At 37.2% G+C, this 18,458-nt stretch carries 17 protein-coding genes; 6 read left to right on the top strand and 11 right to left on the bottom strand.

Annotated features, from left to right (window positions below; all coding sequences use genetic code 11):
- Positions 1–46: 46 nt before the first annotated feature.
- The 6 genes from SJ312_RS19820 to ssuE form a co-directional block, all read right to left on the bottom strand.
- Positions 47–487: a PACE efflux transporter gene (locus SJ312_RS19820; RefSeq protein WP_004265273.1), complete on the bottom strand. Its 441-nt coding sequence runs from the start codon at positions 485–487 to the stop codon at positions 47–49.
- A gap of 248 nt (positions 488–735) precedes the next feature.
- Positions 736–1,674, bottom strand: a complete 939-nt coding sequence (locus SJ312_RS19815) for a sulfonate ABC transporter substrate-binding protein (RefSeq protein WP_319868249.1) — start codon at positions 1,672–1,674, stop codon at positions 736–738.
- 47 nt (positions 1,675–1,721) lie between these two features.
- Entirely contained in the window at positions 1,722–2,873 is a 1,152-nt protein-coding gene (ssuD, locus tag SJ312_RS19810) for an FMNH2-dependent alkanesulfonate monooxygenase (RefSeq protein ID WP_004265268.1), read from the bottom strand.
- A 49-nt stretch (positions 2,874–2,922) separates the two neighbouring features.
- A complete protein-coding gene (locus SJ312_RS19805) occupies positions 2,923–3,657 on the bottom strand; it encodes an ATP-binding cassette domain-containing protein (protein WP_405030007.1) in 735 nt (244 codons plus the stop codon).
- Positions 3,658–3,659: 2 nt separating this feature from the next.
- Positions 3,660–4,439, bottom strand: coding sequence for an aliphatic sulfonate ABC transporter permease SsuC (gene ssuC, locus SJ312_RS19800; protein ID WP_004265254.1), 780 nt, complete (start codon positions 4,437–4,439; stop codon positions 3,660–3,662).
- A gap of 64 nt (positions 4,440–4,503) precedes the next feature.
- Entirely contained in the window at positions 4,504–5,025 is a 522-nt protein-coding gene (ssuE, locus tag SJ312_RS19795; RefSeq protein WP_004265252.1) for an NADPH-dependent FMN reductase, read from the bottom strand.
- A gap of 690 nt (positions 5,026–5,715) precedes the next feature.
- On the opposite strand from ssuE, the gene SJ312_RS19790 reads away from it, so the two are divergent.
- The 5 genes from SJ312_RS19790 to SJ312_RS19770 all read left to right on the top strand — a co-directional run bounded on the left by SJ312_RS19790 (position 5,716) and on the right by SJ312_RS19770 (position 11,519).
- Positions 5,716–6,960, top strand: coding sequence for a PfkB family carbohydrate kinase (locus SJ312_RS19790; protein WP_319868246.1), 1,245 nt, complete (start codon positions 5,716–5,718; stop codon positions 6,958–6,960).
- A 10-nt stretch (positions 6,961–6,970) separates the two neighbouring features.
- Positions 6,971–7,933, top strand: coding sequence for a sugar ABC transporter substrate-binding protein (locus tag SJ312_RS19785; protein WP_319868245.1), 963 nt, complete (start codon positions 6,971–6,973; stop codon positions 7,931–7,933).
- A gap of 72 nt (positions 7,934–8,005) precedes the next feature.
- Entirely contained in the window at positions 8,006–9,532 is a 1,527-nt protein-coding gene (locus tag SJ312_RS19780; protein WP_319868244.1) for a sugar ABC transporter ATP-binding protein, read from the top strand.
- A gap of 13 nt (positions 9,533–9,545) precedes the next feature.
- Positions 9,546–10,538, top strand: a complete 993-nt coding sequence (locus tag SJ312_RS19775) for an ABC transporter permease (RefSeq protein WP_004265248.1) — start codon at positions 9,546–9,548, stop codon at positions 10,536–10,538.
- 36 nt (positions 10,539–10,574) lie between these two features.
- Positions 10,575–11,519, top strand: a complete 945-nt coding sequence (locus SJ312_RS19770) for a nucleoside hydrolase (protein WP_319868243.1) — start codon at positions 10,575–10,577, stop codon at positions 11,517–11,519.
- A 355-nt stretch (positions 11,520–11,874) separates the two neighbouring features.
- On the opposite strand, the gene SJ312_RS19765 is transcribed toward SJ312_RS19770, so the two are convergent.
- Both SJ312_RS19765 and SJ312_RS19760 read right to left on the bottom strand, forming a co-directional pair.
- Positions 11,875–12,918 (bottom strand): NAD(P)-dependent alcohol dehydrogenase, encoded by a 1,044-nt coding sequence (locus tag SJ312_RS19765; protein ID WP_110592813.1) that lies wholly within the window; start codon positions 12,916–12,918, stop codon positions 11,875–11,877.
- Between the two features lie 172 nt (positions 12,919–13,090).
- Positions 13,091–13,594, bottom strand: coding sequence for a DUF4334 domain-containing protein (locus SJ312_RS19760; RefSeq protein WP_004265242.1), 504 nt, complete (start codon positions 13,592–13,594; stop codon positions 13,091–13,093).
- Between the two features lie 404 nt (positions 13,595–13,998).
- On the opposite strand from SJ312_RS19760, the gene SJ312_RS19755 reads away from it, so the two are divergent.
- On the top strand, positions 13,999–14,898 hold the full coding sequence (locus SJ312_RS19755) for an AraC family transcriptional regulator (RefSeq protein WP_319868242.1): 900 nt from the start codon (positions 13,999–14,001) through the stop codon (positions 14,896–14,898).
- A gap of 530 nt (positions 14,899–15,428) precedes the next feature.
- On the opposite strand, the gene pfkA is transcribed toward SJ312_RS19755, so the two are convergent.
- The 3 genes from pfkA to SJ312_RS19740 all read right to left on the bottom strand — a co-directional run bounded on the left by pfkA (position 15,429) and on the right by SJ312_RS19740 (position 18,395).
- Positions 15,429–16,406: a 6-phosphofructokinase gene (gene pfkA, locus SJ312_RS19750; protein WP_004265237.1), complete on the bottom strand. Its 978-nt coding sequence runs from the start codon at positions 16,404–16,406 to the stop codon at positions 15,429–15,431.
- Positions 16,407–16,812: 406 nt separating this feature from the next.
- Complete coding sequence (locus SJ312_RS19745) at positions 16,813–17,757, bottom strand: phosphatidate cytidylyltransferase (protein WP_319868241.1); 945 nt, start codon at positions 17,755–17,757, stop codon at positions 16,813–16,815.
- Positions 17,754–18,395 (bottom strand): lysophospholipid acyltransferase family protein, encoded by a 642-nt coding sequence (locus SJ312_RS19740; RefSeq protein WP_094961883.1) that lies wholly within the window; start codon positions 18,393–18,395, stop codon positions 17,754–17,756. Before SJ312_RS19740 ends, SJ312_RS19745 begins: the two co-directional genes overlap by 4 nt.
- Positions 18,396–18,458 lie beyond the last annotated feature (63 nt).

The following is an 18,458-nucleotide window of genomic DNA, read 5'->3' as shown; positions in this document are numbered from 1 at the left end:
ATGTTTCCTTAGGTAACAAATAGAAGGAAACACAACCTTGACATTATCATGTCATTTTATTTTCCTGCGGCAATGCTGATTTTGGTAAACCAAAGATTTTGTCAAAAGCCAAATTAAAAAAGAAAGTATAAATTGGGATAAAAATAATTAAGGCAAAATCGAATATTAATGCTTGTAAAAGACTAATTGACAGCCACCATGCAATTAAAGGAATTAAGAAAGCAACTAGTGTTATTTGAAAAAGTATAGCGTGAACAAAACGGCGTCTAAATGTTCTAATACGTGATTTTTGTTTCGATTCCCAATATTCAAATGCGGTATTGAAAATAAAATTCCAACTAACGGCAATAGTAGTTATTACTAAGGCTAATGGCCCTGTAGTTCCTGCTGAATTACCAGAAAGAAAAGCCAGTGCCAATGCGGAAATAAACCAACCAATAACTTCATAAATCGTTATAAATACAATTCTACGTTTTATTCCCTGCATTTCTCCACCTCCAATATATTATTACCAATAAAATGACAGAGTAAATATTCGTCAATATTAATAAAATTCAGCCACTTAAGTTTTTATCGCAGGAGACAATTTCATCTACTAGAAAGCGGCAAATGATATAACATTAAGTAGTAAAACATCTGATTATACGAAAAACCGTGTTAAATATTCTCGTATTAAGCTGGCGACTTTATATAAAACTTTATCAATTATTAGATTTAAATATTTTTATTAAAAAATTAATTTTCCTTAATTATCCATTGTGCTTTTTTAACATCAACAGGTTCAGGAATTAGACGTGCTTTTACAAAAATATCTGCAATTTTTTGTTGCTTCGCAAACGAATCATCACTCATATGAATAAACCCATAATTTGCGCGTTGTAATGCTTTTAACCATATATCTTTGCTTAGCCCTGTTGATACTGATAAGACTTCTGAGGTTTCTTGAGGATGTGTATTAACCCATTCACTTTGTTGTATTAGTTGCTCAATAATTACTTCAACATATTTAATTTTTTTTTCAGCAAAGTTACGGCTAGCAAGGAAAAAGGTGTAATGAGGAACTAAATTTTCACCATTAACGATTTGACGGACTGACAAGTTAGTTTCAACTTCAGCTAAAAAAGGATCCCAAATCGCCCATGCATCAGTTGCCCCTTTCTCAAAGGCTGCTCTCGCATCTGATGGTTGTAAATAAACTGGGATAATATCACTGTAATTAAGCCCCGCATGTTGCAATGCGGCCAAAAGTAAATAATTCACATCAGAACCTTTATTTAATGCGATCCGTTTTCCCTTTAAATCATTGATAGACTTAATTGATGAATTTTCAGGAACAATAATTGCCTCTGATTTGGGATTAGCCGGTGAATGACCTAAATAGACAAAATCAGCTTGTGCTGCTTGAGCAAAAATAGGTGGTGCATCTCCCGTCGCGGCTAAATCAATACTTCCTAGATTTAACCCTTCTAACATTTGCGGTCCTGCGGGAAATTCAATCCAATTAATATTAACATCATATTTTTTAAATTCGTTTTCTAACGAACCTCGATATTTTAATATTGCAAAAATATTGGATTTTTGATACCCAATATTAATTTTTTTCGCTTCTGCAAAAATAAAGTTGGGGTAGATGAAAATCAGTAATAATGAAGCAAATAGTATTAACTTTTTCATAGTAAGACTCCTGATAGGATTAATTACCTCAAATAGTTTTCACTCACTTATTTTGGCCTTGAATCATTAGCAATTGTTTCACCAAATGGCCCAGTATTAATACATGAACTAGAGAAAGAGAACTCTTTTAGTCCTTGTAATAACGGCATTACTAACTCTGCAAACCGGTGTGCTTCCTCTAAATGCGGATAACCTGAAAAAATAAACTTACTAATACCCACGGCTTGATATCCCCTAATTCGTTCTGCAACTTGCTCAGGTGAACCAACTAAAGCCGTTCCGGCTCCGCCTCGAACTAAACCAATACCGGCCCATAAATTAGGTGCAATAAATAAGCTATCTTTAGAGCCATTATGGAGTGCTTGCATACGCTTCTGCCCCATTGAATCCATACGCGAAAAAATAGATTGAGCTTGAGCAATCACTTCATCATCAAGATGTGAAATCAGCTTATTCGCCGCATCAATAGCCTCTTGCTCTGTTTCTCGCACTATCACATGTAAGCGAATTCCAAACTCCAATTGGTTACCCTTTTCATCTGCTAGTTTCCGCACAGCTGTAATTTTTTCAGTTACATCAGCAATTGGTTCGCCCCATGACAAATATGTATTAATATGTTCTGCTGCAACCGCTAACGCAGCTGGCGATGAGCCACCAAAATACAATGGAGGACCTAATGGTTGTACTGGTGGAAATAGCAATCCTGCATTTTCAACATTTATATGTTCTCCTTGATAATTAACTTGCTGCTCTCCACGGATCAACCGTTTATAAACTTCAAGGAATTCCTTTGTCACTTTATATCGCTCTTCATGATTTAAAAAAATCCCATCACCTCTATTTTCTATCGGATCACCTCCTGTAACCACATTTACCAATAATCGTCCATCTGATAGTCTATCCAAAGTAGAGGACATGCGAGCAGCTAGTGAAGGGGGTTGAAGACCTGGTCTAACCGCCACTAAAAAACGTAATTGTTTGGTCACTGAAACCAATGCTGCAGCAATTAACCACGAATCTTCGCAGCTTTTACCTGTTGGGATCAGCACACCATGGAAACCTAAACTATCCACTGCGATAGCAATTTGCTGCAAATAAGGTAATGTCACGGGACGAGCACCTTTCTGAGTGCCTAAATAGCGCCCGTCTCCATGCGTCGGTAAAAACCAAAATATCTGTAGTTCTTGCTGTGCTGTCATGTTTAATCCCTATTCAATTGATAACAATCAGAAATTATTTTTAATACCTCTAAAACTCTGTAAGTGCACTCAATACCTTCGATTCAAGTTCAATCAACCTAGAGTTAGTCAGTGTTCTGGGATAATCTTCATTTACTTGTAAATCAAAATACAGCCCGCCATCCTTTAACATCAATACTCGTTCAGAGGTAAACACAGCTTCATGCACATCGTGTGTTACAAGCACAACGGTAAATTTGTATTCTTGCCATAGCTTAATGATCAACTGCTGCATTTCTATTCGAGTTAATGCATCAAGTGCACCTAAAGGCTCGTCAAGTAATAGTAAACGAGGACGATGAATAAGTGCTCTTGCTAATGCGACACGCTGTTTCTGTCCACCAGATAATGTTGCAGGCCATTCATTAGCTTTATCAAGCAGTCCAACGGCATCTAGCGCTTCAAGTGCCTCATTACGCCATTTTCCTTTAAGTCCAAGCTCTACATTCTCGATAACTTTTTTCCATGGTAGTAATCGCGGCTCTTGGAACATCATGCGTGTATTATTATAAAAATGAGCTAGTGATAGTGTTTCGCTCGTGATTTCCCCTGACGAGGGAAAATCTAAATTAGCTATTAGGCGTAATAAGGAACTCTTACCACAGCCACTGTGCCCAACAATGGCGACAAATTGCCCTGCAGGAATTGTAAAGCTAAGGGATTTAAGTACTTCATGAGCACCAAACTGTTGAGTAATCTGGTTAACATTAACTGTAATGCCTTCATTTCTAATAGGTTGATTTATCATCATGCTGGAACCTTTTTTTTCTGCCAAGTAGGATGCCAACGCAAAAGTACAACTTCTAATAAATAGGTCGACCAATCTGCTATTTTACCCAGTAAGGCATAAACAATGATGGTAAATACTACAATGTCAGTTCTGAGGAACTCGCGCGCATTCATTGCTAAATATCCGATCCCTGCATTTGCAGAAATGGTTTCAGCAACAATCAATGTTAGCCACATCAGCCCAAGAGAAAAACGGATACCAACCAATATTGATGGCAGTGCCCCTGGAAAAATAACGTGATGGAATAGTTGATATCCATTTAGTCCATAGCTTTTTGCCATCTCAATCAAACCGCGGTCAATATGTCTAATGCCATGTAATGTATTTAAATAAATAGGGAAAAAAGTACCTAATGAGACGAGAAATATTTTAGCTTTCTCATCAATACCAAACCATAAAATAACTAAAGGGATAAGTGCCAAATGTGGTATATTGCGGATCATTTGTATCGAACTATCTAATAAAGTTTCACCTAATCGGGATAGCCCTGTAATTAGTCCTAAAATAAGCCCTATCGAGCCGCCAATAATAAAACCGATAGAGGCACGTAATGTGCTGACAACCATATTTTCCCATAACTCACCACTTTTTATTAACCTCCACCCCGCATTCATTACTTGAAGTGGTTCTGGTAATATACGGTTTGATACCCAGCCTGAATTTACGGAAAATTGCCAAATCATCAGTAAAGCTAAAGGCACTAGCCAACTCAAAAATAAATTACGTTGATAGCTCATTTTTATTCCCCCAATCCAACAATCGAGTATAGTTCAGCTTGTAATATATAATTCCTAGTTTTATTTAGTGAGCGATAAAAAAACGTAAAGTATTATTTACTCTACCAATAATCTCATCATTAAAAATATATTTCTGAGATTGCTCAGAATACTTTGAATGTTTATTACTAATATAAATTCCAATCATAATTTCTTCAGCTTTTAATGCCATCAATAAGGGTTTAAAAGCATAATCCAAGGCTAATTGATGACATTCACTGCCTCCAGACATAATTGGCAATACTCTTTTATTAGCAAATGAACCTTGTGGTAATAAGTCAATTAATGACTTTAACACACCGCTATACGATGATTGGTAAACGGGGGAAGCTATAATAACACCATCTGCTCTATTAACTTTTTTAATAAACAATTCTATTTGAGAATGTTGATATTCTGCTTTTAATAACACACTTGAATCAAATTCATTCACACTAACCCGTTCAATCAATACATTATATTCACCAAGCCATTGCTGAATATAATCAAGTAAGGCAGATGAAAGTGATTTCGAATTTGGACTTCCTGAAATAATAAGAATATTCATATTAACCTCTCTATTGATAACTGACTCTTAATATTTATCGAATTAGCCTATGAGAAAGAAATAATTTTTTGTTCTTAGTAATACTATAATCGATATAAAAGAATTGCTTTTTAATTATTATCGGATTTAAAATTTTGAACAGGATGCAAAAAATCAAAAAAATACCAAAACTACTTGCTTTAAAATTAGAATTCGCAGAATTATTGAATTTCATATTAGCCTAATTAGTAATTAAAAGTAACTGGCCAGAGTTACAGGATTGAATGAATAGTTACTGATGCATTTGATTTTTAATCATTTTATGTTATTACGATTTAATTAAGTGGAAAATCACATTACTGTAATAGACACATTTATCAATGCTGAATATTTTAGCTGTCACTCAGTAGTGGAAAATTTTAATACTCGCTTGATAAATTCATAGGCGGCATCGTAATTACCTTTTAGTATGAAACACCCTGAAAAACTGACTTATTTGTTATTTGTAACAAATGCAAGGAGAGTGTATAGATTACGGATTATAACTATAGATTGTAATCCGTTGACACTAGATTTTTATTCGAGCTTCCTGAACATTTAACTAATTACCCAAATCGGAAAAAAAAATTCCAATTTATGTGTTTATTTTTGAACGTCACTCAATAAACATTAGCATTAATTTAATATTATAAAACTTGGAGGTGAGTATTTATGAAAAAACAAGAACGACAAAAAGCTATTCGAATTAAGTTGATAACTGATAAAAAAGCTTATGTTAGCGAATTAGCTAAAGAATTATCGGTAACTACTCGAACTATTCGTAATGACTTAAATGAGCTATGCCAAAGTACACTATTCTCATTGTTTCATGGTGGCGTACAATTAAAAAACACACCAGATGACGAATCCTTATTTGAACAATCGTTTACAGAAACGATATTAAACGGCTTTAAAAGCGGCAAGGATATTGCACCAAATTCAAATCGAACTACACAAAACAGCTATATTAATGAAAGTGTTTACATCCTAGGTTCGTTTAATGTTGATATTGTCTCTGAAATAACAGCACTACCCCAGATTGGTCAAACCATACGGGCTTCTGCAACACATTTTTATGCCGGAGGAAAGGGGACAAACCAAGCTATCGCTGCGGCTAAAATTAATAATAACGTTCACTTAACGGTTAAATTAGGCTCAGATGAGTTTTCAAAAAAAGCCAAGAGGTATTTAACAAAGACTGAGATTTCATCATTTTCTTTTCTTATAAATGAAATGTCACCAACTGGAATAGCAATCGTATGGGTTTCTGATGCTACTGGTGACAATATGATCAGTGTCACTCTTGGTGCCAACGAAACATTTACCGAAGAGGACATTTTATTAGATATTGATATCATTCGTAATTGCAGAGTATTTTTGACTCAGCTAGAAAACAATTTCCCTATAACTCGTTATGCAATAATGCAGGCAAAACTTGGGAAAGCTATTGTTGTATTGAACCCAGCCCCTTATGTTCCAGAAATCAAAGAAATATTGCATTTAATAGATATTATTACACCAAATAAAATTGAAGCCGAAGCATTATCTGGAGTAGTTATTGACGATATTAATGCGGCAAAAAACGCAGCCAAAAGCATTCATATTCAAGGTGCAAAATCCGTCATTATCACGTTAGGTAATCAAGGTTGCCTAATCTTTGATGGCAAAGTTTATACCCATATTCCTGCCTATAAATCAGCTGTTGTCGATACCAGTGGAGCTGCCGATGCTTTTACTGGAGCACTAGCTGCATACATTGCTAACGGTAAAGAGCTCGTCAATGCAGCGCAGTATGCTTCTGCGTTTGCATCGTTGAAAGTTGAACGTAAAGGCGCATCAAACATGCCCAGTAACTCGCTCGTTTATCACCGTAAGCAGCAATTGTTTAGAGAATTATTCAGTCCCCTAAGCCTATAGGAATAACCAAATGAAAAATAAAATGTTTTATCGCATTATCGGTGCAACTGTCGGAATAGCACTTTCCTCCTTCTTCATCATACCTGCATTTGCCGCCGATACGCAGACGCATAAACCAAAAATTGCCCTAGTCATGAAATCATTGGCAAACGAGTTTTTTCTGACAATGGAGACAGGAGCAAAAGATTATCAGAAAAAAAATATAGATAAGTTTGATTTGATATCTAATGGAATAAAGAACGAAACGGATACGGCAAATCAAATCCAGATTGTAGAGCAAATGATTGTATCTAAAGTGGATGCTATCATCATTGCACCATCTGATTCTAAAGCAATCCTACCTGTAGTTAAGAAAGCAATTGATGCAGGAATAATCGTTATTAATATTGATAATAAATTTGATGAAGGTGTACTCAAAGATAAAAATCTAAATATTCCTTTTGTTGGTCCTGATAATCAAAAAGGAGCTAAAGATATTGGTGATTATTTAGTAAAGCACCTTAAACAAGGTGATCAAGTAGGTATTATTGAAGGCATTCCAACCTCCCGTAACTCTCAACAACGCACTCAGGGATTCCAGCAAGCAATGGCTGAGGGCGGAATGAAAGTGGTTTCTATTCAATCCGGTCAATGGGAAATAAACAACGCTAATGTGGTAGCCGCTGCAATGCTGAGTGAATATCCCGATATCAAAGCACTGTTAGCAAATAACGATAACATGGCATTAGGTGCAGTTTCTGCAATTCGTTCAGCTGGAAAAAAAGGACAGGTTCTGGTGGTAGGTTATGACAATATCGAAGCAATTAAGCCGATGTTGAATGATGGCCGAGTATTAGCAACAGCAGATCAATTCGCTTCCCAGCAAGCTGTATTTGGCATTGATGCCGCACTTGATGCGCTCAAAAATGGTGAAAAACAAAGTGATTTATCCAGCAATATTGAGACCCCAATAAAACTTATTATTAAACAATAGGTTAATCATGGTTCATTGCTTTGGTATTGCACCTTTCGGATATCAGAGCAGCTTACCCGATAAGGTCAGGATATGAAAAATAGGCAAGAGATCCTCGCAATACACGGAATAAGTAAAACCTATAGTGAACCTGTCTTAGTGGATGTGACACTAGCATTATATTCAGGAAAAGTATTGGCTCTGACTGGGGAAAATGGCGCCGGAAAAAGTACCTTAGCCAAAATAATTGGAGGACTAACCAGCGCAACCTCTGGACAAATTATTTATCAGGGAAAACCTTACACGCCTAACAGCAGGAAAGATGCTGAAAAATTGGGTATCCGCATGGTGATGCAGGAACTCAATTTACTGCCCACACTATCGGTAGCAGAAAATCTGTTTCTCGAACAGCTTCCTCACCGATTTGGTTGGATTGATCGGAAAAAGTTAAACGAAGTAGCTCAACCCGTGATGGCCATGGTTGGATTGCAATCGATCGATCCTAATACACTTGTTGGTAAATTAGGCATTGGCCATCAACAGATGATTGAAATCGCAAGAAACTTAATTGGCGAAAGCCGAGTTCTTATTCTTGATGAACCTACAGCAATGCTCAGTAACCGTGAAGTTGAATTACTGTTTAAACAGATAATGTTGTTTAAAGCCCGAGGTGTTTCATTGATTTATATCTCCCATCGATTAGATGAATTAGCGGTAATTGCTGATGATATTGCAGTACTACGGAATGGCCACCTAGTCTGTGTGGATGATATTAAACGCTATAACAGTGATCAGCTAGTTTCACTGATGGTCGGACGTGATTTAAAAAGTTCATTTAATTTAAATCAGCACCAGGTCGGTCATCCGATCTTGAAAGTGAAAAACTTTAAGCGTGGAAGAATTATTCAGGATACATCGTTCACGCTACACAGTGGTGAAATATTAGGTATTAGCGGTCTAGTAGGTTCTGGACGAACAGAACTTTTACGCGCTATTTTCGGTGCTGATAAAATCGACAGCGGCACATTACAGGTTGGTGATCCGTTAAAAACCGTAGTAATACGATCTCCTAAGGATGCAATTAAGCACGGTATCGCATTGGTTACAGAAGATCGTAAAGGCGAAGGCCTTTTATTACCACAATCTATAGCAGCAAATATCTCCTTGGGTAATAGCGATAAAACAAGCTTTCTATCAATCGTTAACTCACTTGATGAAACCAATTTAGCAAATAAATATATTAAAAACTTAGGCATCCGCGCGACAAATCCTTCGCAGCCTGTAAAGAGTTTATCAGGAGGTAATCAGCAAAAAGTATTAATTAGCCGATGGTTAGAAAGAGATTGTCAGATTATTTTATTTGATGAGCCCACTCGAGGTATAGATATTGGTGCAAAACAAGATATTTACCAGTTACTGAATGCGTTGACGGCTAAGGGAAAAGGCATTGTTGTCGTTTCCAGTGATTTACGCGAACTCATGCTCATTTGCGACCGTATTGCAGTAATTTCAGATGGCAAACTAGTGAATACCTTTTCACGTGGTGACTGGAGTCAGGAGCAAATTTTAGCAGCAGCATTTTCTGCATATCAGCATGTAGAAAATACTTCTAGCGAATAGCCGAGGATAAAAAATGAATAACAAATTATCGACTAAACAAGCGGCAACAACAAAAGAAACCCCTTATACATCATTGAAAGAGTTAAATAGCTACATCGGATTAATCGGCGCGTTATTGGCGATGATAGTGCTATTTTCATGCCTTAGCACACACTTTTTAAGCATGAATACCTTTAGTACTATTGCGAATCAAATCCCTGACCTAATTGTTATGTCTGTTGGGATGACATTCATATTAATTATTGCAGGTATAGATCTTTCCGTTGGATCGTTGTTGGCTCTTGCAGCAGCTGTGGTAAGCGTAACGTATTTAAATTTCCAATGGCCCCCATGGCTAGCAGCTCTTTCTGGTGTAATGCTCGCAACACTAGTTGGATCACTAACGGGCTTCATTACGGTTGCTTGGCGTATTCCCGCATTTATCGTCTCTCTCGGAATGTTGGAAATGGCTCGAGGAGTAGCCTATCAGTTGACTGACTCTAGAACGGCCTATATTGGTTCTATTTATGATTATATTGCCGACCCGGTTTTCTTCGGAGTATCCCCTTCTTTTATTATTGCCATAGTAGTCATTATAGTCGGGCATTTAGTTTTAACTCGAACTGTGTTTGGCCGTCATTTGATTGGTATTGGTACGAATGAAGAAGCGGTCCGATTATCAGGCATTAATCCCGGGCCTTATAAGATCGCTGTATTTGCACTTATGGGAGGATTATCTGGTTTGGCCTCACTGTTCCAAGTGGCGCGCCTTGAGGCCGCTGACCCAAATAGTGGTGTTGGAATGGAACTACAGGTTATTGCTGCTGTTGTGATAGGCGGTACAAGCTTGATGGGAGGAAGAGGTTCAATTATATGTACTTTTCTTGGAGCATTGATTATTTCCGTTCTGGCTGCTGGGTTGGCACAAGTTGGTGCAAGCGAGCCCACAAAACGCTTTATAACAGGAGCCGTAATTATCGTTGCAGTGGTACTTGATACATACCGTAGTCATTTAAACAAGAGCTAAACAACCACCTACTAAATGTTAATAAAAGGAAAAAAAATGTCTAAAAATAAAATTATTATCGACTGTGACCGCGGTCATGATGATGCAATGGCTATTTTTTTAGCATTAGGTAATCCGAATATTGATTTACTTGCCGTAACAACGGCTGCTGGAAACAAAACTTTAGATGAAGTCACTTATAATACACGCGCTGTTATGGAATTAATCGGTGCAAATAATATTCCTATCGCAGCAGGTTGTTCTCGCCCTTTAGTCAGGACAATACAAAAAGGTTTAAAAACTCATAAAGTAACAGGTATTGATAGGTCACAACTTCCAGAACCTAAACTACCTATTGATAAACGACATGCCGTTGACTTAATTATTGATACCATTAAATCTCATCCGCCAAAAACAGTAACTCTCGTTCCGATAGGGGGACTTACAAATATTGCATTAGCAGCAAGAAAGGCGCCAGAAATTGTAGGATTAGTGAAAGAGGTAGTTTTAATGGGGGGTGGCTACCATACAGGCAACAGCACAGCTGTTGCTGAATTTAATATCCTCATAGATCCTGAAGCCGCCCATATCGTATTTAATGAAACTTGGCCTATCACAATGGTTGGATTAGACCTAGCCTATCAAGCACGCCCAGATGACCAAATCATAGAAAAGATTAAGGCGTTAAATACTCGACTAAGCCATTTTGTTGTTGAGTCCCTCAATAACTACACTGCTAGTTATCGTCAGCAAAAAGGACATAGTGACCATGCCCCAGTTCATGATTTATGCGCTGTTGCTTATGTTATCGACCCATCGATAATGGAAACAATCAAAGCTCCAATTAATATTGAATTGCAAGGTGCTCTAACAACGGGAATGACAGTCACAGATTTTCGTCTACCCATTAAAGCAGAATGCCATACCCAAGCTGCCACTAAATTAGATAATCCGCAATTATGGGATATGTTTATTGATTCCCTTGAGCAATTAGGAAAATAGAGTGATAACCACCCCACATAGCGGGTGGTTTACTCATTAATTTCTATAGAGGTAATCTGTATTAACAAATAAACCAGATATCAGCGGATGCATAGAGCAATGATATTAGTGAAATAGTGAAGACATTTGAACGCTTTTCAAATTAAAGTCATGAGTAACTCATCCTGGAAAGCAACTAAATTACCCTACTTATTCTTAATGCGGCAGAACCAAATGCATTCATGCAATGAGTCTCTGAAATGAGATTTCTAGCTCAGCCTAATACCTTAATTAAACTTTGTAATGGTGCTTTTCATATCATATTGGCATAAATACAATCAATTCTGCCGCGCTACAAGAATCGACTAAAACATTATCAGAACGAACTATTGTCGATTACAAAGCGATATTTAACATCACGTTTCAACATACGTTCATATGCTTGATTAATATTTTCTATATTAATCAACTCAATCTCTGCAACAATATTGTGTTCCCCACAGAAATCAAGTAATTCCTGAGTTTCTTTAATACCACCGATTAATGAAGCCGAAATAGATTTTCTTCCAAGATATAACGGAACTGAACTCGTGTTAAATTCACCGATGTAACCAACAAGAACCAATGTTCCATCTAATGTTAATGTAGAAACATATGGTTTTAAATCATGCTCATAAGGGATAGTATCAATGATGATATCAAACTGATTTTTAATCTCTGCCATCTTAGCTTCATCTGTTGATAACACAACATGATGGGCACCTAAACGGATCGCATCAGCTATTTTGGATTTTGAACTAGTTATTAATGTAATCTCTGCCCCTAAAGCATGAGCTAGTTTAATAGCCATATGACCCAAGCCACCTAATCCCACAATAGCAAGCTTAGTTCCGTTACCTACTTTCCAATGCCTTAACGGAGACCAAGTTGTAATACCAGCACATAATATTGGTGGAACTGCTTTTAAATCTAAATTTTTAGGTACTTTTACAACAAAATTTTCACTGCAAACAATTTTTTTAGAATATCCTCCATAAGTCATTCGTCCATCATAACGATCTAAACTATTAAAGGTTTGAGTTGGACCCTCTTCACAATACTGTTCCAAATCTGATTTACAATATGTACAGTCCTGACAAGAATCTACTATAAATCCAATTCCTACAATATCACCAACTTTAAACTTTGAAACTTTATTTCCTATATTAGAAATACGTCCAACAATTTCATGTCCAGGAACAATAGGATATTGAGAAACACCCCAATCATTTCTACTTTGATGAATATCAGTATGACAGACTCCACAGTATTCAATATCAATTAAAACATCATCTTCGCGAAGATCTCGACGTTCGAAAACAAAAGGAGCTAGTGGACTTTTATTACTTTTAGCTGCATACCCAAGTATTTTTATCGACATAGTATTCTCTTTATTTTTTATATAAATTAATGATTGATTTAATGACAGCGCGAATAAACCAGACTTTAAATAAATTAAATATCATTTACTCTTTATATCTTAAATATAAAATTTATATAATATAAAGTGGCTTATTCACTCACTCCTAATACACAATTAAAATTGTGTTTTTTTATTGTTCAATAAACTTAGCAGGATATTTGGCTATTCTTTCTAGAAAAAAGAAATAGTATTTACCGTTATCAACAATGTCGGGAAACCCTTCAATATGCTTACCATCCATTAGCCCGAAAACAATATTATTATCGACTTTCCTAAAGTGGTCAAAGATTGGCACTCCATCATAAATCATGGTTGCAGACGTTTTTCCTCTAAAGCTCACATCAAGAATAGATGCTTCTCCTTTCATTATCTTATTAGAAAAAAGTTTACCCTCATCATTGAAACAAATGATTGGAAGCACATCAAATTTGCTTTTAAACCATTTACCGTACCATTTCATTTCCGCTAAGGCTTTATTCCCCCAATGACCTGTTTTGAAATCACCACCTTTCCACTTACCTAACATCTCATCTGATGTAATTATAGGAAGGGAGTCAAAAAGACTCAGTAAAACTGAATCATCTATAATAGAATTTTTAGAACGTAGATCATAAAATTTTTGAATATTATTCATATAAATATACCTTATAAGTTAAAAGTCTTAGTCTGATATAAGCAGTCTCAGATTACCTACTCATCTAAAGTTTCAATATCTATAAACAGAATTTCGGCTATAACTTTCTTTACTACTCTTCATTACCTTTTTAGGAATCAATGATTTTATCGCTAAGCTGAGTATTAGAAATAATAGGATTAGAGGTGGGCCCTTATTCCGAAAGAAATTTTGCTCATTATATGTATTTACTTTTATTGCCTTGTCGATACATATACAGTAAAGGAATTTAGGAGTACTGCATTGCCTGATATTGGATATTTTTTTGCCTGATAATATTTTTATGGCATTTAAGGGGGGAAATATGGTGTTGCAAGTGTGAAAAAAACATAATATTCACATATGATCTTGCTTGGAAACACTATATGAACAACGAACTATTAAATCTCTGCCGTCACTATGCCGATGCTCGGGCCGTTTTTAACGGTGTTATTACTACACCTGTTTCGGGGTTGACTATCGTACGCTCTATCCATCAAGGAGAATTACAGGTAGCAGTATCAAGGCCACTTGTCGCGATGATGTTACAGGGACGAAAACGTATAACAACAGGCTCTAACAGCTTTGAGTATGGTCCCGGAGAAGCGATGGTTATATCCGCAGATATTCCTATAGAGGGCCTGATAACAAAGGCTAGTGCTGGAGAGCCCTATTATTCACTTGTTCTAGAACTGGATATTTCGCTCCTTAGTGAACTCTTGAGCGCTATGAAAATTAAGAGAAATCGATCGGCAAGTAATATCCATATTGAACCCATTCGAACTAATGTGGCAGATACTGCATGTCGTCTGGTAAGGCTGTTCGAAGAACATGAAGCACTTAACATCCTTGGTAAAGGGTTAATACGTGAGTTACATTACTGGTTGCTCAGGAGTGAGCATGGAGAAGCCATCAGGGCTCTTGGTGCAATGGACAGTCATTCTGTGAAAGTGAGTCGTGCAATAGAAAAATTGCGTAATGATTTTATGTACCCAATCAAAATCAAAGAACTAGCCAGTAGCGTAGGTATGAGCGTACCAGTATTCCATAAATATTTCAGATTACTCACCACACTTACCCCTCTACAATTTCAGAAACAACTACGCCTAATTCATGCTAGAAATCAGATGTTAACAAATGGTGTGAGTATCACTCACGCAGCTTCTGCAGTTGGTTATAACAGTGTATCGCAGTTCACCCGTGAATATTCGCGAATGTTTAATATTTCACCAGGACGAGATAACAAACTGTTCAGAGCAAACTTTTCTCAAAAAGGTAAGCATTAACTAAAAATTATTATATGAAGCTTAAGCTCATCGTTAGCATAATTACTCAATACAATTAATAAGTTACCCAACCCAAAACACTCATAATACAAGTGCATCAAATTAACATCAATTAAGTGCAACCATATCCTTCATCGACACGTATGCACGGAATAGCGTACTACACTGAAAATTTGCATCTATATCATAATTGTCGCTTTACCTACCCTTCCAATTGTGGACCGATTGTTGCCATAACCCAATATTGAAAATATACAAACTATATTTACTACTTATGTAAAATAAATCTATTTGTGATTTTTATAAATACTTTTGACAAGCAATGGACTTCAAATAATCAAATAACTATCCCATTAAGCATTGAACTGCATTTGATTGATTTTCATTATATATCCCGCTAGTTTCTCCAAATAGTTTGAGTTGTGACTAGGCGGCGGCTCGGGTGCATACATAAGTATGTGACCCGAGTAACCGAGAGCTGCCAACAACGTCACAGCTCAAAATATGACGAAGAAAAAGAAGAGGAAGAATTAGTACAGCTTCTTCGCCGTATCAAACCAATCCTTCTTAAAGACGCGCTTCATATTCATAACAGCATCAATAATGTCATGATGAACTAATTTTTCATTTTGGATACCAACACAGCGCCCGCCATAGCCTTCTAACAGAAGTTGAATGGAATAAGCTCCCATGCGTGATGCCAAAATGCGGTCATAAGCAACTGGAGATCCGCCACGCTGGATATGGCCTAGAACCGTTGCGCGAGTTTCATGATGTGTTTCTTGCTCTATATATTTCGCTAACTCACCCACATCACAAACGTGTTCGGTAATAGCGACAATCGCATGGCGTTTACCTTTTTCAATGCCACGCTTGATTTCAGATAACAGTTCTTCGCGGTCAAAAGCCATTTCTTGCTCAGGTAATACTAAGAATTCACAGCCCCCTGCAATCGCAGCAGATAATGTTAAATCACCACAGTAACGCCCCATGACTTCAACAATCGAAATACGTTTATGGGAAGTCGAAGTATCACGAAGGCGGTCAATGGCCTCAACAACCGTCTCGAGGGCAGTAAAATAGCCGATGGTATAGTCTGTGCCAGCAACGTCATTATCAATCGTTCCCGGTAGACCAATACATGGGAACCCTGCTTCCGTCAGTGCTTTAGCCCCTAAATAAGAGCCATCACCACCGATGACAACTAATGCGTCAATATGGTTTTTCTTCAGATTATCAAATGCGACTGCACGCACTTTTTCATCACGGAATTGTGGAAAACGAGCTGAACCTAAAAAGGTACCACCACGGTTAATCATATCCGACACGCTATACCGGTCTAATTGCTTCATGCGGTTTTCATATAAGCCAAGGTAACCGTCAAAAATACCCATGACTTCTAAACCTTCACCTAGTGCCGCACGAACCACACCGCGGATAGCGGCATTCATGCCTGGCGCGTCACCACCACTCGTTAAAACCCCAATTCTTTTAATCTGCTTGACCATGATGACCTCTGATTAATGAACATAAAATTGCAAATCGATAAAACCGTTACGCTGTTAATCTTTTTAACGCTAATTACACTGACTGACTAGTGCTGAATTGATTCACCTAACAGCATAATACGGCAAAGAGTGAATTATGCATCTGCTTTCCATCAAGCTTTTATGTTTTATTGTGATCCAGTTTACATAATTCTAGCCGATCACCCCAATAGGTAAATCTTTCAAGGTAAAAAAAGCCCTAGAGTACAAAATACAGCGTATTACCCTAGTCATACCTTAGTTTGAAATAAAAATTAAGTATTAATGATAACACTTAAATTCCTTCGATGCTGTACCTATAAAACAAAAGAAAAGCACCATTTTGGTGCTCTTTTGATTAACGAACAAAAACGAAAATAAAATGGTATTATGTATAGTAATAACGCGTTAAATGGAAAAAAATAGGCGCAGCAAAACACAATGAGTCAATACGATCCAGCATCCCACCATGCCCTTCAATAATCGCCCCAAAATCTTTAATACCATTATCACGCTTAATTGCTGACATACATAACCCACCCACAAACCCCATAATGGTAATAGCGAATGACATCAGCCCCGCAACCCACCAGCTAAACGGGGTTACCCAGTAAAGACAAACACCAATGAGTACTGAAGATAATACTCCGCCAATAAAACCTTCAATTGTCTTATTTGGGCTCAACTTAGGCACAATAGGCCGCTTACCCATTAACTTGCCAAAAACATACTGCAACACATCTGAAATTTGCGTCACAATAATCAAGAAAAGTAATAATTTTACGTTTTCGCCTTCATAGCCTTGAATATTCAACATCAATAACGCAGGGACGTGGCTTAAACAGAAAACAGCCACCAACATCCCCCACTGAATTTTTGCAGTGCGTTCAAGAAAATGAAAGGTATCTCCAGCTAAAGCAATACGGGTAGGCAAGAAAAGGAATACAAAAACAGGTACGAAAATTGAAAATAACCCATACCATTCAATACCTACCAACACATATTGCAATGGAATAAAAACAAAGAAGCACCAAAATAATGCCTCGTGGTCACTTCGCCGTGTTGGCGTTAAGGTAATAAACTCTCTTAGTGCAAAGAACGATATCAGTGCGAATAAGATCACGACACCTATATTGCCAAGCACCACAGCAAGTACACAAATAATGCACATAACCCACCATGCGCGGATACGAGCATTCAAATTATCAATGGTTGGGTTACTTTTTTCACCTGAATAACGATATGCAAGAATACCACCAATAACACTAGCAAATACTAGTATCCCAAACACACCTGACAACAATAATACTAATTCCCTGTCCCCAATACTCATGGCATTAGCTCCTCAAGTGCTTCTTTGGCTCGCTGCAAAAAGTCGATTTTATTTTCATTCTCCATAATAGGCTCCAGAGGCTTACCAACGATAGCTGAGCAAATCACAGGCACAACAAGCTTTGACCCCTTCGGTAATACACGATTTAAATTTTCCAAATAGACTGGAACAACTTCAACATCAGGGTATTTTTTCGCGAGATGGTAGAGCCCACTTTTAAATTGACTTAGCGTTTCCCCATCTCCACGCGTACCCTCAGGAAAAAATATTAATGAATGCTTTGACTCTAATACTGATTCTAAAGGAGCTAATGTATTATTTTGTGCGGGCTTATCGCCTTTTCTATCGACTAATACAGCGCGAAAAACCTTATTAACTAAATAACGCCGAAATGGTGTCTTAACCCAATAATCTTTAGCGGCAACAGGGTGAACAAAATGGCGCATTAACGGCGGCAACCCAGACCAAATAACCAAACCATCAAGATGACTGGAATGATTGGCATAATAAATACGTGAAGCCATTGAAGGTTGGCACCCGACCCAACGAGTGCGAACGCCAGTTAATAAACGGCAGGTTCCCGATAACAGCATGCCCATTCCCTTAGCTAAAAGAGAAATTCTCTGCACTTTTTCCATCTTTTTTCCTTGCTAACGTTTTATCAAACGAAAATTTGCAAAATTACGAAAAAACCTGAATAT

The sequence above is a fragment of the Providencia sp. CIM-Carb-044 genome, from assembly GCF_033901115.1.
GTDB lineage: Bacteria > Pseudomonadota > Gammaproteobacteria > Enterobacterales > Enterobacteriaceae > Providencia > Providencia hangzhouensis.
Note: the sequence above shows the minus strand (reverse complement) of the source record. Positions and strands in the feature narration are given on the sequence as shown.

Bases quoted from the DNA above. Each gene is read 5' to 3' on its own strand.
- SJ312_RS19755 (WP_319868242.1), top strand. From the start codon at position 13,999: ATGAACAACGAACTATTAAATCTCTGCCGTCACTATGCCGATGCTCGG.
- SJ312_RS19745 (WP_319868241.1), bottom strand. From the start codon at position 17,757: ATGAGTATTGGGGACAGGGAATTAGTATTATTGTTGTCAGGTGTGTTT.
- SJ312_RS19775 (WP_004265248.1), top strand. From the start codon at position 9,546: ATGAATAACAAATTATCGACTAAACAAGCGGCAACAACAAAAGAAACC.
- SJ312_RS19790 (WP_319868246.1), top strand. From the start codon at position 5,716: ATGAAAAAACAAGAACGACAAAAAGCTATTCGAATTAAGTTGATAACT.
- SJ312_RS19765 (WP_110592813.1), bottom strand. From the start codon at position 12,918: ATGTCGATAAAAATACTTGGGTATGCAGCTAAAAGTAATAAAAGTCCA.
- ssuE (WP_004265252.1), bottom strand. From the start codon at position 5,025: ATGAATATTCTTATTATTTCAGGAAGTCCAAATTCGAAATCACTTTCA.
- SJ312_RS19770 (WP_319868243.1), top strand. From the start codon at position 10,575: ATGTCTAAAAATAAAATTATTATCGACTGTGACCGCGGTCATGATGAT.
- pfkA (WP_004265237.1), bottom strand. From the start codon at position 16,406: ATGGTCAAGCAGATTAAAAGAATTGGGGTTTTAACGAGTGGTGGTGAC.
- SJ312_RS19760 (WP_004265242.1), bottom strand. From the start codon at position 13,594: ATGAATAATATTCAAAAATTTTATGATCTACGTTCTAAAAATTCTATT.
- SJ312_RS19780 (WP_319868244.1), top strand. From the start codon at position 8,006: ATGAAAAATAGGCAAGAGATCCTCGCAATACACGGAATAAGTAAAACC.
- SJ312_RS19785 (WP_319868245.1), top strand. From the start codon at position 6,971: ATGAAAAATAAAATGTTTTATCGCATTATCGGTGCAACTGTCGGAATA.
- ssuC (WP_004265254.1), bottom strand. From the start codon at position 4,439: ATGAGCTATCAACGTAATTTATTTTTGAGTTGGCTAGTGCCTTTAGCT.
- SJ312_RS19815 (WP_319868249.1), bottom strand. From the start codon at position 1,674: ATGAAAAAGTTAATACTATTTGCTTCATTATTACTGATTTTCATCTAC.
- SJ312_RS19820 (WP_004265273.1), bottom strand. From the start codon at position 487: ATGCAGGGAATAAAACGTAGAATTGTATTTATAACGATTTATGAAGTT.
- ssuD (WP_004265268.1), bottom strand. From the start codon at position 2,873: ATGACAGCACAGCAAGAACTACAGATATTTTGGTTTTTACCGACGCAT.
- SJ312_RS19740 (WP_094961883.1), bottom strand. From the start codon at position 18,395: ATGGAAAAAGTGCAGAGAATTTCTCTTTTAGCTAAGGGAATGGGCATG.